At 72.2% G+C, this 14,332-nt stretch carries 14 protein-coding genes; 5 read left to right on the plus strand and 9 right to left on the minus strand.

What is annotated here, in order from left to right; genetic code table 11:
- Positions 1-247 precede the first annotated feature (247 nt).
- Positions 248-1,078, plus strand: coding sequence for an IclR family transcriptional regulator (locus tag K206_RS0114150; RefSeq protein ID WP_020203060.1), 831 nt, complete (start codon positions 248-250; stop codon positions 1,076-1,078).
- 32 nt (positions 1,079-1,110) lie between these two features.
- Here K206_RS0114150 and K206_RS0114155 read toward each other — a convergent pair whose 3' ends face one another.
- Genes K206_RS0114155 through K206_RS0114185 form a run of 7 tightly spaced genes read right to left on the minus strand, consistent with a single transcriptional unit; the run spans position 1,111 to position 7,787 of the window.
- Positions 1,111-2,007, minus strand: coding sequence for a branched-chain amino acid ABC transporter permease (locus K206_RS0114155; protein ID WP_020203061.1), 897 nt, complete (start codon positions 2,005-2,007; stop codon positions 1,111-1,113).
- A gap of 11 nt (positions 2,008-2,018) precedes the next feature.
- Positions 2,019-2,897 carry a branched-chain amino acid ABC transporter permease gene (locus tag K206_RS0114160; protein ID WP_020203062.1) on the minus strand — a complete coding sequence of 293 codons (879 nt, stop codon included), beginning with the start codon at positions 2,895-2,897 and terminating at the stop codon, positions 2,019-2,021.
- A 12-nt stretch (positions 2,898-2,909) separates the two neighbouring features.
- The gene (locus K206_RS0114165; RefSeq protein ID WP_196812876.1) at positions 2,910-3,683 is read right to left on the minus strand and encodes an ABC transporter ATP-binding protein; all 774 of its coding nucleotides are present in this window, start codon (positions 3,681-3,683) and stop codon (positions 2,910-2,912) included.
- On the minus strand, positions 3,680-4,507 hold the full coding sequence (locus K206_RS0114170) for an ABC transporter ATP-binding protein (protein ID WP_020203064.1): 828 nt from the start codon (positions 4,505-4,507) through the stop codon (positions 3,680-3,682). The genes K206_RS0114165 and K206_RS0114170 overlap by 4 nt, the downstream gene beginning before the upstream one ends.
- Entirely contained in the window at positions 4,507-5,742 is a 1,236-nt protein-coding gene (locus tag K206_RS0114175) for an ABC transporter substrate-binding protein (protein ID WP_020203065.1), read from the minus strand. Before K206_RS0114175 ends, K206_RS0114170 begins: the two co-directional genes overlap by 1 nt.
- Before the next feature lie 60 nt (positions 5,743-5,802).
- Positions 5,803-6,348: a carboxymuconolactone decarboxylase family protein gene (locus K206_RS0114180; protein ID WP_020203066.1), complete on the minus strand. Its 546-nt coding sequence runs from the start codon at positions 6,346-6,348 to the stop codon at positions 5,803-5,805.
- 53 nt (positions 6,349-6,401) lie between these two features.
- Positions 6,402-7,787: an LLM class flavin-dependent oxidoreductase gene (locus K206_RS0114185; RefSeq protein WP_020203067.1), complete on the minus strand. Its 1,386-nt coding sequence runs from the start codon at positions 7,785-7,787 to the stop codon at positions 6,402-6,404.
- A 337-nt stretch (positions 7,788-8,124) separates the two neighbouring features.
- Between K206_RS0114185 and K206_RS0114190 the strand changes: the two genes are divergently transcribed.
- Together K206_RS0114190 and K206_RS0114195 are read left to right on the plus strand one after the other, a co-directional pair.
- Positions 8,125-9,108 carry a tripartite tricarboxylate transporter substrate binding protein gene (locus K206_RS0114190; RefSeq protein WP_020203068.1) on the plus strand — a complete coding sequence of 328 codons (984 nt, stop codon included), beginning with the start codon at positions 8,125-8,127 and terminating at the stop codon, positions 9,106-9,108.
- Between the two features lie 40 nt (positions 9,109-9,148).
- Positions 9,149-10,429 (plus strand): LLM class flavin-dependent oxidoreductase, encoded by a 1,281-nt coding sequence (locus K206_RS0114195; protein WP_020203069.1) that lies wholly within the window; start codon positions 9,149-9,151, stop codon positions 10,427-10,429.
- A 12-nt stretch (positions 10,430-10,441) separates the two neighbouring features.
- Here the strand turns inward: K206_RS0114195 and K206_RS0114200 are convergent, their stop codons facing one another.
- Together K206_RS0114200 and K206_RS0114205 are read right to left on the minus strand one after the other, a co-directional pair.
- The gene (locus K206_RS0114200) at positions 10,442-11,632 is read right to left on the minus strand and encodes a CaiB/BaiF CoA-transferase family protein (RefSeq protein WP_155888068.1); all 1,191 of its coding nucleotides are present in this window, start codon (positions 11,630-11,632) and stop codon (positions 10,442-10,444) included.
- A 98-nt stretch (positions 11,633-11,730) separates the two neighbouring features.
- The gene (locus tag K206_RS0114205; RefSeq protein ID WP_020203071.1) at positions 11,731-12,639 is read right to left on the minus strand and encodes a LysR family transcriptional regulator; all 909 of its coding nucleotides are present in this window, start codon (positions 12,637-12,639) and stop codon (positions 11,731-11,733) included.
- 188 nt (positions 12,640-12,827) lie between these two features.
- Here K206_RS0114205 and K206_RS0114210 point away from each other — a divergent pair, with 188 nt between their 5' ends.
- Both K206_RS0114210 and K206_RS0114215 read left to right on the plus strand, forming a co-directional pair.
- Positions 12,828-13,802 (plus strand): tripartite tricarboxylate transporter substrate binding protein, encoded by a 975-nt coding sequence (locus K206_RS0114210; protein ID WP_029043623.1) that lies wholly within the window; start codon positions 12,828-12,830, stop codon positions 13,800-13,802.
- A 50-nt stretch (positions 13,803-13,852) separates the two neighbouring features.
- Entirely contained in the window at positions 13,853-14,326 is a 474-nt protein-coding gene (locus K206_RS0114215; protein ID WP_020203073.1) for a MaoC family dehydratase, read from the plus strand.
- The last annotated feature ends 6 nt before the right edge of the window (positions 14,327-14,332 follow it).

The raw sequence follows: 14,332 nt of genomic DNA on the forward strand, positions 1-14,332 counted from the left end.
ACTGCACAGCGGTCCAAAGTATGGGTAGGGGATCGCACCAAGTCAAGCGGGCGCCGCTGCGGGTGCCAGTTGCCGGCGATGCGCGCGGCGCGGGCCGGGTGACGGAGCCGGCATGCAGGACTGCATTGCAGTCCGCCGGCCGTTCGTGTTACCTTGCCCGCGCGAGATTGCCGACGCAGGCACCGCATCATCGAACCGGACAGAGGCAATGGCAAGACACCAGGAAGGCGCGCCGGCGCGGCAGGACATGGAGGACATGGCGGACATGGAAGACGCCGCGGACGCGCAGGCGCCCGCCGAGGCCGGCGCGGACCGCCATTTCGTGACCGCGCTCGCGCGCGGGCTGGAAGTGCTGCGCTGCTTTCCCGGCGGCGACAGCTTCCTCGCCAACCACGAGATCGCCGAGCGCTGCGGCCTGCCCAAGTCGACCGTCACGCGCCTGACCTACACGCTCACGCGGCTGGGCTATCTGCATCTGGTGCCGGAGAGCGGCAAGTACCGGCTCGGCACCGCCACCGCGGCGCTCGGCAGCACCATGCTGGCCGACCTCGACGTGCGGCAGGTGGCGCGGCCGCTGATGCAGCGGCTGGCCACCGAGACCGACGCCGTGGTCGCGCTCGCCACCCGCGACCGGCTCTCCATGCTGTACCTGGAATGCGCGCGCGGCGGCTCGATCGTCACGCTCAGCCTCGGCGTGGGCTCGCGCATCCCGCTGGCCACCACGGCCGCCGGGCGCGCGCACCTCGCGGGCCTGCCGCCGGCCGGGCGCGCCGAGCTGATGGAGCGCGTGCGCGCGCTCGACGAGGCCGCGTGGCCGGCGCTCGAGCGCGGCATCGATCTCGCCGTGGAGGAGTGCCAGGCCACCGGATGCGCGTCGTCGCTGGGCGACTGGATGCAGGAGGTGCACGCGGTCGCCATGCCGTTCAGCCCGGGCCACGGCCTGCCGATGATGGCGCTCAGCGTGGCCGGCGCGGCGCAGTATTTCCCGGCCGCGCGGCTGCTCGGCGAGGTCCGCGCGAAGCTGGTCGAGACCGTGCGCGAGATCGGCCGCGGGCTGGGCCAGCGCGTTTCGGCCTAGCCGCGCGTTTCCGCCTGGCCGGCGGCGCGCGTTCAGGCGGACGGCTGGTCCGCGCCGGGGGCCGCGCGCAGGCGGTACTCGGCCACCAGCCCGGCGGGCCGGTAGATCAGCGCCACGATCAGCCCCAGCCCGATCAGCATCAGCCGCAGCGAGGCGAGCTGGCTGGCGCTGAGCCACGCCACGTAGTCGTTGACGAAGCGCGTGCCTTCGAGCAGCGCCACCACGGTGAACGCCGACAGCAGCACGCCGCGGTTGCTGCCGCGCCCGCCGATGATCACGCCCATGAAGGCATAGGCGGTGAGGATCGGGCCGAACTGGGTCGGGTCGATGTACTGGTAGTAGAACGCATGCATGCCGCCGGCCAGCCCGATGGCGCCGCCGCCCAGCGCGAACAGCCGCAGGCGCAGCCACAGCACCGGCTTGCCCAGCGTGGCGGCCACCAGCGGGTCGTCGCGCAGCGCGCGCGCGGTGCGGCCCAGCGGCGCGCGCGCCACCACCTCGAACAGCGCGAAGACCGCCGCCAGCAGCGCCAGCGCGACGGCCAGCAGCGCGCCGTCGCCGGCCACCGGGCGCGGGATGTTGGCGATGCCGAGGCTGCCGCGCGTGAGCCATTCCTCGTGGATCGCGACCAGCTTCAGGCATTCGGCGAACCCCAGCGTGACGATGGCGAGGTAGTCCTCGGACAGCCGCGCGGAGATCAGGCTGGTCAGCGCGCTGGCGAGCATGGCCAGCGCGGCGGCGGCGGCCAGCGCCAGCCACGGGTTCCAGCCCAGGTGCGCGAGCTGCGCGCAGGCGTAGGCGGCCAGCATGTAGAAGCCGAACAGGCCGAAGTTGACCAGTCCGGTCAGGCCCCATTGCAGGTTCAGTCCGAGCGCGGCGATGCCGGCGATGGAGACCAGCATCAGCAGGGAGATCAGGTAGCTGCTCATGGTCCGCTTCCTTATTTCTGCACCGGCGCGCGGCCGAACACGCCCCACGGCCGCACCAGCAGCAGCGCGGCGAGCACGGCGAAGGCCACCAGCGTGCGGTAGTGCGACGGCAGCGCCAGCGTGGAGGCCTCGGCGGCCACGCCCATCACCAGCGCGCCGAACACCGCCGCCATCGGGTTGGCGATGCCGCCGAGGATGGCGGCGGCGAACACCGGCAGCACGTAGTTCCAGCCCATCTGCGGATCGAGCGTGGCGTCCAGCCCGACCAGCAGGCCGGCGGCGCTGGCCAGCGCGCCCGACAGGAACCACGTCAGCGCCACCACGCGCGCGCGCGAGATGCCGCGCACCGCCGCCAGCGCGGGATTGTCCGCCACCGCGCGCATGGCGCGGCCCAGCGGCGTGCAGCGGAACACGAGCCACACCAGCGCCAGGCTGGCCGCGCCTACCAGCACGATCAGCCATTGCTCGTAGTTCACGCGCAGGCCGCCCAGCGGCTCCAGCGCGGCCACGCGGAACGGGCGCGCCGGCTCGGTGTCGTAGCCCAGCGGCGTGCCGCCGGCGACGAAGCGCACCGCGTTCTCCAGCACGAAGGCCACGCCCATGCTGGCCACCAGCAGCGTCACGCCGGAGCGCTCGCGCAGGCGGCGGTAGACCAGCCAGTCCACCGCCACCGCCACCACGCCGCCCAGCGCCACGCCGGCCGCGGCAGCCCACGGCAGCGGCCAGCCCAGCACCGCGTTGAACAGGTAGATCAGGTAGGCGCCCAGCGTCAGCATGGCGCCGATGGCGAAATTGGCGAAGCGCAGCACGCTGAAGCTCAGCGCCAGCGCCAGCGCCGGCAGCGCCACCAGCAGGCCGGAGACCAGGCCGTTGAAGATGAGTTGAAGCATCGGTGTGGCCTTTTATGAAGCGCCGCCGGCGAGGCGGGTGTCGTGCGCGCGCGTGCCCAGGTAGAGCTGGCGCACCGCGTCGTCGTCGGCCAGGCCCGCGGCCGGCGCCACCAGCCGCACCTGGCCGGCGGCCAGCACCAGCCCGGTGTCGGCCGCGGCCAGCCCGAGGCGCACGTTCTGCTCGATCATCAGCAGCGTGATGCCGGTGGCGCGGATGCGCGCGATGACCTCGAACAGCAGCGCCGCGTTGCGCGGCGACAGGCCCGCCGAGGGCTCGTCCAGCACCAGCAGCGACGGCGTCTGCATCAGCGCCGAGGCCATCGCCACCATCTGGCGCTGGCCGCCGCTGAGCAGCCCCGCGCTGCCCGGCAGGCGCGCGCGGATCTCGGGGAACAGGTCCAGCACGTACTCCTGCCGCCGGCGCCGCGCCGCGCCGCCCGCGCCCCGGCCGGCGTGCAGGAATTCCCAGCCCAGCCGCAGGTTGTCGGCCACGCTGAGGTTGGCGAACACGTTGCCCTCCTGCGGCACGTAGGCCAGCCCCAGGCGCGCGCGCGCCGGGGCGTCGAGCGGGCCGAGCTCGCGCCCGCCCAGGCGCACGCTGCCGGCCGACAGCGGCAGCAGGCCGGCCACCGCCTTGAGCAGCGTGGACTTGCCCGAGCCGTTGGGGCCGATCACGGTCAGCGCGCCGCCCGGCGGCACCGTGAAGCTCACGCCGTGCAGGATGTCCTTGCCCCGGTAGCCGGCCGACACGCCCGCCAGCACCAGTTCTTGCGGCGCGTCCATCATGGCTCTCCCAGGTAGGCCTGGCGCACGCGCGTGTCGGCGGTCACGGCGTCGAAGCTGCCCTGCGTGAGCACCCGGCCTTCGGCCAGCACGTAGACGTGGTCGCACAGCGCGGCCACCATGTCCATGTTGTGCTCGACGATGGCGAAGGTCTTGCCCTCGCCGCGCAGCGCCAGGATGAACTGGCACAGCTCCTCGATCAGCGCCGGGTTGACGCCGGCGGCGGGCTCGTCGAGCAGCACGATGTCCGGCTCCAGCATCAGCGCGCGGCACAGCTCCAGCAGCTTCTTCTGGCCGCCGGAGAGCGCGCCGGCGGGCTGGTCGGCCAGCCGCGTCAGGCGCACGCGGGCGAGCAGCGCCAGCGCGCGCTCGATGGCCGCGGCCTCGGCGCGGCGCACGGCGCCGCGGCGCAACAGCAGGTTGCCCAGGCGCTCGCCGGGCTGGCGCGGCGCGGCCAGCAGCAGGTTCTCCAGCACGCTCAGGCTGTCCAGCTCGCGCGCGAGCTGGAAGGTGCGGGCGATGCCGGCGTGCGCGCGCCGGTGCACCGGCATGCGCGTGATGTCGGCGCCGGCCAGCCGCACCGTGCCGCGCCGCGGCCGCTGCGTGCCGGCCAGCACGTTGAACAGGGTCGACTTGCCGGCGCCGTTGGGCCCGACCAGGCCAGTGATGCGGCCCGGCGCCAGGCTGACCGAGGCGCCGTCGAGCGCGTGCACGCCGCCGAAGGACACGCTGACCGCCTCGGCCGCCAGCACGCGCTGCGCGCGCTGGCCGGGCGCGGCGCGGGCCGGCGCGGCGGCGGGGGCGCTGTCCAGGGCTGCCTGCGTCATCACTTGAGCGTGTCGACGAGCTGGTTGGCGCCGTTGCGGATCACGAAGTGGCCATACTCGCGGTTCAACTGGTCGCCGGTCGGCGTGAACTGGAAGTGCGAGCCGGCGCCGCTGTAGGCGATCGCCTGCCTGGCGCGCAGCGCCTTGAGGCCGTCGACGGGATTCTCCACGGTCTTGCCGGGGCCGTTGACCACCGGCAGGATGGACCTGGCGAACACCTGCGGGTCGGCGCTGCCGGCGCGCTCGATGGCCAGCGCCAGCACCGAGATCTCGTCCCACACGTTGGACGGGAAGATGGCCAGCGTGCCGGCCGGGATGCCGGCGACGCGGGCAAAGGTCTTGTACGCGGTGGAGTCCGCCGGCGGGATCGACTGGATGTGGTGGATGCCCTCGGCCACCGCCTTGCCCACGTTCTTGATGAAGGCGCCCTCGGCATCGGCCGACGACGAGTTGGCGTAGATGCGCGTGTCGCTGAAGCCGCTGCGGTAGACCTCGCGCGCGATGGCCGACAGGTCGGGCAGGTAGCTGGGCAGGAACACCGCGTCCGGCTTCTTGCCGAACACCTTCTCCACCTCGGCGCGATAGGAGGGCTGGTTGGGGTTGTAGAACACCGTGTCGAGCACCTGGCCGCCGCCCTTCCTGAACTCGGCCGCGAACGGCTCGACCATGCTCAGCGTGAACGGCGTCTGCAGCACCAGCAGCGAGGCCTTGCGCGCGCCGTCCTTGAGCGCGGCGCGCGCGAATACCGCGCCCCAGTCGCTGCCGCGCGCCTGGAAGCGCCACACCAGCCCCTTGTTGTCGCCCTGTGTGACCTCGTCGCCGGAGCCGCTGACCAGCAACGGGATGCCCTTTTCGATGGTCAGCGGCTTGATCGCCATCGCCACCGCGCTGCTCCACAGGCCGACGATGGCCGACACCTTGCCCACGTCCAGCAGCTTGCGCGCCGCGGCCACGCCGGCGGTGGGGTTGCTCTCGCTGTCCTCCACCAGGATTTCCAGCTTGCGCCCGCCCAGCACGCCGCCGGCCTCGGCGTTGATGTAGTCGGCGGCCTTGCGCGCGGCATTGGCCATGCCCTGGCCGTAGGCGCCGCCGCCGCCGGACAGCGGCACCAGCACGCCGATGCGGATGGGGCCGCCGCCCTGGGCCAGCGCCAGTTGCGGCGCGGCCAGCGCGGCCAGCGATGCGCCCGCGGCGCGCAGGAAGGCGCGGCGCTCGAACGAGGAAGAATCAGTCATGGCAGGTCGGGATCAGGAGAGGGCGGAAGAGAGCGGAAGAGCAGATGCGGGCGGGCGCCATCAGCGCGGATGGACGGCGGTGGCGTCCTCGCCGATCTGCAGCGCCTGGTTGAAGCGGTTGAAGAAGCCGCACAGCGAGATGCGCAGCGTCAGCTCGACCACCTGCGCCTCGCTGAAATGCGCGCGCAGCCGCGTGAAGACCTGGTCGCGGATGCGCTGCGGCGCCTGCGTGACGGCGACCGCGTATTCCACCACCAGCTTGTCCACCTCGTCGAGCTCGGGATGGTCGGCATAGTCGAGCAGGCGGCGCGCGCCGTCCTCGCTGATGCCTTCCACGGCCAGGCGCGGCGCGTGGCTGCGCACGCAGTAGTCGCAGTCGTTGAGCAGCGACACCACCACGATGGCCAGCTCGATGTAGCGGTACGGCACGCCGTTGCGCGCCTTGAGCTCGAGCAGCATGCGCGGCAGGTGCTCCACGGCCGGCGCCACGTGCGCGAGCACCGAGAACTGGTCGGCGAAATGGGCGCCGTTGCCGGTGAACTGGTCGAACAGCGCGCGGCGGGCCGGGTCGAAGGTGGCGGGGTCGAGTTCGCTGATGCGGGGCATGTGTGGTCCTGCTGGTGAAAGGGGAGGGCGTGCGGAAGGGCCGCGCGGGCGGATCAGTCGTCCCCGGCCGGCGCGCGGAAGCCGGCGCCGGGGTGCGGCGCCTGCAGGCGCGGGCCGTGGCCGAGCAGCTTGTCGCGCAGCGTGCCCGGCGCGTAGGCGGTCTTGTAGGCGCCGCGGCGCTGCAGCTCCGGCACCAGGTAGTCGACCACGTCGTGGAAGGTGCGCGGCGATTCCACCCAGGCCAGGTTGAAGCCGTCGATGCCGGTGTCCTCCATCCACGCCTGCAGTTCGTCCGCCACCTGCACCGGATCGCCCACCACCACCGGGCCGCGGCCGCCGATGGCGACGAATTCCACGGCGTCGCGCACGGTCCAGGTGCGCTGCGGGTCGAGCTTGCTGAACGAGGCCAGCGCCGACTGGCCGGCCTTGGTGTCGACGTATTCGAGCGTGTCGTCGGGCGCGTAGCGCGACAGGTCGATGCCGGTCCAGCCCGACAGCAGCGCCAGCGCGCCGTCGTAGCTGGCGCGCGCGCGGTAGGCGGCGTAGCGCGCCTGCGCCTTCTCCGCGGTCTCGTCGACGATGACCGTGAACATGGCGAACAGCAGCGCGCTGTCCGGCGCGCGGCCGGCCTCGGCCAGCGCCGCGCGCAGCGATGCCACCGAGCGGCGCAGGCCGTTGCGCGTGGGCGCGCCGACGAAGATGCACTCGGCATGGCGCGCGGCGAAGCGCGTGCCGCGCGCCGAGCCGCCGGCCTGGAACAGCAGCGGCGTGCGCTGCGCGGACGGCTCGCACTGGAAGATGCCGTCGAGGTCGAAGTAGCGGCCTTCGTGCCGCACCGCGTGCACGCGCGCGGGGTCGGCGTAGACGCCGCGCGCCTTGTCGCGCCGCACGGCGCCGTCCTCCCAGCTGCCTTCCCACAGCTTGTAGCAGACTTCCAGGAATTCGTCGGCGCGGTCGTAGCGCTCGTCGTGGGCGCGCAGCTCGCGCTGGCCCAGGCTGCGCGCGCCGCTTTCCAGGTAGGACGTGACCACGTTCCACGCCACGCGGCCGCCGCTCAGATGGTCCAGCGTGGTCAGGCGGCGCGCCAGCAGGTAGGGCGGCTCGTAGGCCACCGAGACCGTGACGCCGAAGCCGAGGTGCCGGGTGGCGTGCGCCATCAGCGGGATCAGCGGCACCGGATCGTTCATCGGCACCTGCGCGGCGGTGCGCAGCGCGGCGTCGGCCGCGCCGCCGAACACGTCGTAGACGCCGGTGATGTCGCCGAGGAACAGGCTGTCGAACAGGCCTTCCTCCAGCTTCCTGGCCAGCGCGACCCAGTAGCCCGGATCGAGGTAGTCGGCCGCGTGGTCGTCCGGCGCGGTCCATTGCCCGGGTGCAAGGTGCACCACGCAATTCATCATGAAGGCGTTGAAACGGATCTGGCGGATCGGGCGAGGCATGGCACGGCGGGCCGCGCGGCCGGCACGGGCGCGCGAGCGGAAACATCGGAACCGGCGATTGTTGCGTGCCGGCGCCGCCGCGCCAAGCGCCCATTTCGCATACGGATATGTGTTTCCTGATGCGTGCGCAGCGGCTATGGATATGCCAAATCGGTCGTTCGGTCTGGCCGCGCCAGCGTCTACGATGAGCGGCGGTTTTTTCATGCCCTCCTCGCCGCCGCCACCGGGCGGCGCACAGGCGGGCCGCCGCCGCTGCCGCGCGCGGCGCCCGCGGGATCCGGCCAACGGATTTCCCGCCGCGCGCGCTCCCCGCTTTCCATTTCCTCCCCCATCGTTCATGTCATCGCTACTGTCCTCCCTCCGGCGCCATGCCCTGGCCTCGCTGCTGCTCGCCTGCGCCGCCGTTCCGGCCCTGGCCGACGCCGCCTATCCGGCCAAGCCGATCACCTACGTGGTGCCCTACACGCCGGGCGGCACCAACGACAACGTTGCGCGCATCCTCACCCGGCGCCTGGCCGAGAAGAGCGGGCAGCCGGTCGTGCTCGACTACAAGCCCGGCGCCGGCGGCACGCTCGGCGCGGGTTTCGTGGCCGGCGCGCCGGCCGACGGCTACACGCTGCTGAATACCTCGATCGGCAACCTCGCCATCGCGCCGCAACTGATGAAGGTGCGGTTCGACCCGTTCTCCGACCTGGTGCCGGTGGCCTACGTCGGCAACTCGCTGGCCACCGTGGCGGTCAATCCCGCGGTGCCGGCGCAGACGCTGCAGCAGCTGATCGCCTACGCGCGCGCCCATCCCGGCCAGCTGACCTATGCCAGCTCCGGCAACGGCACGCCGGGCCATCTGGCCGGCGAGCTGCTCAAGCGCATCGCCGGCATCGACATCCGCCACGTGCCCTACAAGGGCAGCGCGCCGGCGGTGGCCGACGTGGTGGCGGGCCACGTGGACATCGTGTTCGATCCGCTCAGCGCCTCGTTCATCAAGGCCGGCAAGCTGCGCGCGCTGGCCTACTTCGGCGGCAGCCGCGCGCCCGAGCTGCCCGGCGTGCCGTCGATCCAGCAGGCCGGCATCCATGACTGGGAGGACGCGCTGGCCGGCTCGTTCTTCATCACCGCGCCCAAGGGCACGCCGCCCGAGGTGCTGGCGCGGCTGCGCCGGTGGATCGCGGAGATCCTGCACGAGCGCGACACCGTCGAGGCGCTCGCGCGCGTGCAGGTCGAGGTGCAGGCGCTGACGCCCGAGCAGACCGCGCAGAAGATCCGCTCAGTGCACGACCTCGCCCAGCGCGTGGTGCAGGCCGGCGGCGTGCAAAGCAACTGACGACATCATTCAACCCAAGTTTTTCCCGGAGATTCCCCCCATGAAGCTGGGACTGTTCCTGCTGGCCGCCGGCCACCATGCCGCCGGCTGGCGCTACCCCGGCGCCGAAGCCGGCACCGAGAACGTCGACCTGGTGGTGCGCATGACGCAGGCCGCCGAGCGCGCCAAGTTCGACATGGTGTTCTTCGGCGACCGCCTGCTGACGACCGCCGACTCGCATCCGTCGATGATCACCCGGCCCGACCCGCTCGCCATGCTGGCCGCGCTGTCGATGGTGACGAGCCACATCGGCCTGGCCGGCACCGCCTCCACCACCTACAGCGAGCCGTTCAACCTGGCGCGCACGCTGGCCACCGTGGACAAGCTCTCGCGCGGCCGGGCGGCGTGGAACATCGTCACCACGTTTGCCGACGGCTCGATCAACTTCAGCCGCGAGCGCCACCCCGACCACGAGCAGCGCTACGAGATCGCCGAGGAGTTCGTCAGCGTGGTCAAGGGCCTGTGGCAGTCGTGGGACCCCGATCCCTACGTGCTCGACAAGCAGGCCGGCGTCTACGTGGACGTGGCCAAGATGCACGCGCTGAACCATCGCGGCCGGCATTTCTCGGTGGCCGGCCCGCTCAACGTCACCAACAGCCCGCAGGGGCATCCGGTGCTGATCCAGGCCGGCTCGTCCGGCCCCGGCCAGGCGCTGGCCGCGCGCCACGCCGAGGTGGTCTTCACCGCGCAGCAGGACCTTGGCGCCGCGCGCGCGTTCGCGCAGGGGCTCAAGGCCCAGGTGACGGCGCAGGGGCGCGACCCGGCGCACTGCCTGATCATGCCGGGGCTGATGCCGATCATCGGCCGCACCGAGGCCGAGGCGCACGACAAGCTGGCGCTGCTGCAGTCGTTTACCGACCAGTCCAACGCGCTCGCCATCCTGACCGAGCAACTGATGATCGACGTCTCGGGCTATCCGCTCGACGGCCCGCTGCCAGATCTCGCGCTGGAGGCGGGCGTCCACAGCCGCAGCGTGCTGCTGCTCCAGCTCGCGCGCGAGCGCGGCCTGACCCTGCGCCAGCTCTATCACCTGGTGGCCAGCGCGCGCGGCCACCAGATCGTGGTCGGCACCGCGGCGCAGGTGGCGCAGCACATGATCGACTGGGTGGACGGCGGCGGCGCGGACGGCTTCAACATCATGCCGGCCTACTTCCCCGGCGGCCTCGACGACTTCACCGCCGAGGTGGTGCCGATCCTGCAGGAGCGCGGCGTGTTCCGCCGCGAATACGAGGCCGACACGCTGCGCGGGAACCTCGGGCTGCCGCTGCCGGCGCGGGCCTGACGCGCCGGCCCGCTACACGGCGCCGTCGGCGCGCAGCGCCTCCACCTGCGCGCCGCTGAAGCCCAGCGCGGCGAGGATCGGCGCGGTGTGCTCGCCGACGTCCGGCACGCCGCCCATGCGCGCCGGCACGCCGCCCAGCGTGGCGGGCGGCAGCAGCGCCTGCACCGGGCCGGCCGGCGTGGCCACTTCGCGCCAGCGGCCGCGCGCGGCGAACTGCGGGTGCGCCCACACTTCATGCATGTCGTTGAGCGGCGCGTTGGCGATGCCGCCGCGGTCGAGCCGCGCGACCAGCTCCGCGCGCGTCATGCGCCGCAGGTGGCGGCCGATCTCCGCGTCCAGCGCGGCCCGGTTGGCCACGCGCTGGTGGTTGGTCGAGAAGCGCGCGTCCGCCGCCAGCGCGGCGTCTTCCAGCACCTCGGCGCAGAAGCGCTGCCATTCGCGGTCGTTCTGCAGGCCGAAGATCACGCGGTTGCCGTCGCCGGTGCCGTACTGCCCGTAGGGCGCGATGGCCGGGTGCGACAGGCCGTTGCGCAGCGGCGGCTCGCCGCCGTAGTGGGCGAAATACAGCGGATAGGACATCCATTCGGCCAGCGCCTCGAGCATCGTCACCTCGACCCGCACGCCGGCGCCGGTGCGCCCGCGATGCAGCAGCGCCGAGAGGATGCCGGTGTAGGCGTACATGCCCGCGGCGATGTCGGCGATCGAGATGCCCGCGCGCGAGGGTTCGTCCGGCGTGCCGGTCACGGAGATCAGGCCGGCCGCGGCCTGGATCAGCAGGTCGTAGGCTTTCTTGTCGCGGTAGGGGCCGTGGTCGCCGTAGCCCGAGATGTCGCACACGATCAGCTTCGGGAAGGCCGCGTGCAGCGTGTCGAAATCGAGCCCCATGCGGCTGGCCGCGCCCGGCGCCAGGTTCTGGATGAAGACGTCGGCCTCGCCCAGCAGCTGCCGGAGGATGCCGGCCGCGCGCGCATCCTTGAGGTCGAGCGTCAGGCTCTCCTTGCCGCGGTTGGCCCAGACGAAGAACGACGACATGCCGTTGACCGTCTGGTCGTAGCCGCGCGCGAAATCGCCGCTGCCGGGCCGCTCGATCTTGACGACGCGCGCGCCCAGGTCGGCCAGCTGGCGGCTGGCGAAGGGCGCGGCCACCGCGTGTTCCAGGGCGAGGACGGTGATCCCGTCCAGTGGGGGAACTGAGAAAGGCAAGGGGGTCTCCAGGCATCGGTGCGGGCGCACGGTCCCGCGGACGACCGAGTATAGGAATGGAGACCGAGGCCGGCCAGTCGAGATTTCCTAACGCCGCTTCAAGGATGTCTAACGGACGGCGCCTGGTCCTCACCGGTGACGAAGCGGATGAACGCGCGCGCGTAGCCGGGCAGGTCGTCGAGCCGCTGCGCGACGATGCGGTGCTCGCGCCGCGCCCACGGTTCGTGCAGCACGACGCCCTCGACCAGGCCCTGCGCGATCGCGGGCGCGGCCACCGTGCGCGGCACCAGCGAGATGCCCGCGCCTTCCTGCACGCAGCGGATGACGGCCGGGAAGTTCGGCGCGTGCACGCGCACGCGCGGCTCCATGCCGGCTCTCGCCGCCATGTCCTTGAGGAACAGGAAGTTGCTGCTCTTGGCGCCGATCGACACCAGTTCGTACTGCAGCGCGTCGGTCAGCGTGACGCCCTCGCGCAGGCCGAGCGGATGGCGCGGCGGCACGGCGAACATCAGCTCGTCCTCGCCGTAGCGGATCGACTCCAGGCCGAGCAGGTCGATCTCGCCGGCCACCAGGCCGATGTCGGCGCGCTGCTCCAGCACCGCGTGCGCGGTGTCCTGGCTGAGGTGCTCCTCCAGCTCGACGTTGACGTTGGGATACGCCGCGAGAAAGCGGCTGAGCGCCGCCGGCAGGTTGTTCATGGTGCTGCTGTTGGCATGCACGCGGATGTGGCCCTCGGTGCCGTCGGTGTGCCGGCGCATCTCGTGCTGCAGCCGCTCGACGTTGCCCATGATGGTCCTGGCGTGGCGCAGCATGGTCTCGCCGGCGGCGGTCAGCGCCATGCCTTTCTGCGTGCGCCTGAACAGCGGCACGCCGACGGCCTGCTCCAGGTTCTTCAGCCGGTAGCTGGCCGACGGCGCGGTCAGGTGCACGTCGGACGCGCCCGCGGTCAGGCTCTTGGCCTGCGCGATGGCGAGGAACACGCGCAGGTCGGTCAGTTCGAATCGCAATGGTGTCTCCCGCGTGGCCGCCTCGGGCGCATGCGGCGCCGGGCCCGTATTAGAAGTTTTCGAAGGACCCCTCGTAGCTTTCGACTGGCCTCCGTGCCGGCCCCGATTCTATATTGTCGGCTCACGCCGGGGCTGCCGATGCCGCGCATGCCACCCGGATACCGCAAGCACAAGACGGAGACACCAGCATGATTTCCCCGATGGCCAGACTCGCCGCGGCGCTTTGCCTCGGCGCCGCACTCACGGGGCCCGCCGCGGCGCAGCCCGGGTATCCCGCGCGGCCGGTGCGCCTGGTGGTGCCGTATGCCGCCGGCGGCCCCACCGACACGTTCGCGCGCGCGCTGGCGCAGGGCTGGAGCCGGCAACTGAAGACCCAGGTGGTGGTCGAGAACCGCTCCGGCGCGGGCACCATCGTCGGCACGGAGAACGTCGCCAAGGCCGCGCCCGACGGCTACACGCTGCTGCTCACCACGGTCGCGCACGCGGTCAACCCGGCCATCCACGCCACGCTGCCGTACCGCACGCTCGAAGACTTCGCGCCGGTGGGGCTGGCGGCGCGCGCGCCGCTGGTGCTGGTGGTCAACAAGGCGGTGCCGGCGCAGACGCTCGGCGAATTCATCGCCTACCTCAAGGCGCATCCGGGCAAGGTCAACTACGGTTCCGCGGGCGTCGGCAGCGCTCCGCATCTCGGCGGCGAGCTGCTGAACCACATGGCCCACACCGGGGCCGTGCACGTGCCCTATCGCGGCAGCGCGCCGGCGATGGCGGACCTGATCGGCGGCCACGTCGCGTTCATGATCGACAGCGCGCCCACGGGCCTGGCGCAGGTGCGCGCCGGCACCGTGCGCCTGCTGGCCACGTCGATGGCGCGGCGCCTGCCGCAGACGCCCGACACACCCGCCATCGCGGAAGCGGTGCCCGGCTACGAGGCCTATACGTGGAACGCCGTGTTCGCGCCGGCGAAGACGCCCGCGGAGATCGTGCGCAAGCTCGCCGCCACGCTGGGCAGCACGCTGCAGGAGCCCGCGCTGCAGGCCAAGGCCAGCGAGCTCGGGCTGATCCTCGAGCCGAAGCCGGCGCCGGACGCGCTGGACCAGTTCGTGCGCGCGGAGATCGCCAAGTGGCAGCCGGTGGCGGTGGCCGCCAACATGAAGGCCGACTGAGCGCGGCAGCACGACAAACGCGGCACCAGCCCGCACAGGAGACCGAGCCGATGCAACACGACTACCAGCTATGCCCGCAGCGCTTCTTCGAGGACTTCGCCGTCGGCGAGCGCATGAACCTGCCGTCGCGCACCATGACGGACGCGCTGTTCGCCGCGTTCCAGCTCGCCAGCGGCGACAACCATCCGGTCCACTACGACGTGGAGTATTGCCGCGCCCACGGCATGCCGCACATGCTCGCGCACGGCTTCCAGGTGCTGATCCAGACCGCCGCGGGCGCCGGCCTGTTTCCCCACATGGTGGAACAGTCGCTCAAGGCCTTCATCGAGCAGAGCAGCCGCTTCCTCGCGCCGGTCTTCGTCGGCGACACGCTCTACGGCAGCCTGACCGTCGCCGAGCTGATCCCGGGCCGCACCACGGGCGTGCTGGTGATGCGCTCCGAAGTGCGCAACCAGCGCGGTGTGTGCGTCATGGAGGGGACGCAGAAGTACCTGCTGCGCAAGCGGGTGCCGCAGGCGGGCTAGCGCCCG

Origin of the sequence: Cupriavidus sp. WS, assembly GCF_000395345.1 — a bacterium.
GTDB lineage: Bacteria > Pseudomonadota > Gammaproteobacteria > Burkholderiales > Burkholderiaceae > Cupriavidus > Cupriavidus basilensis_B.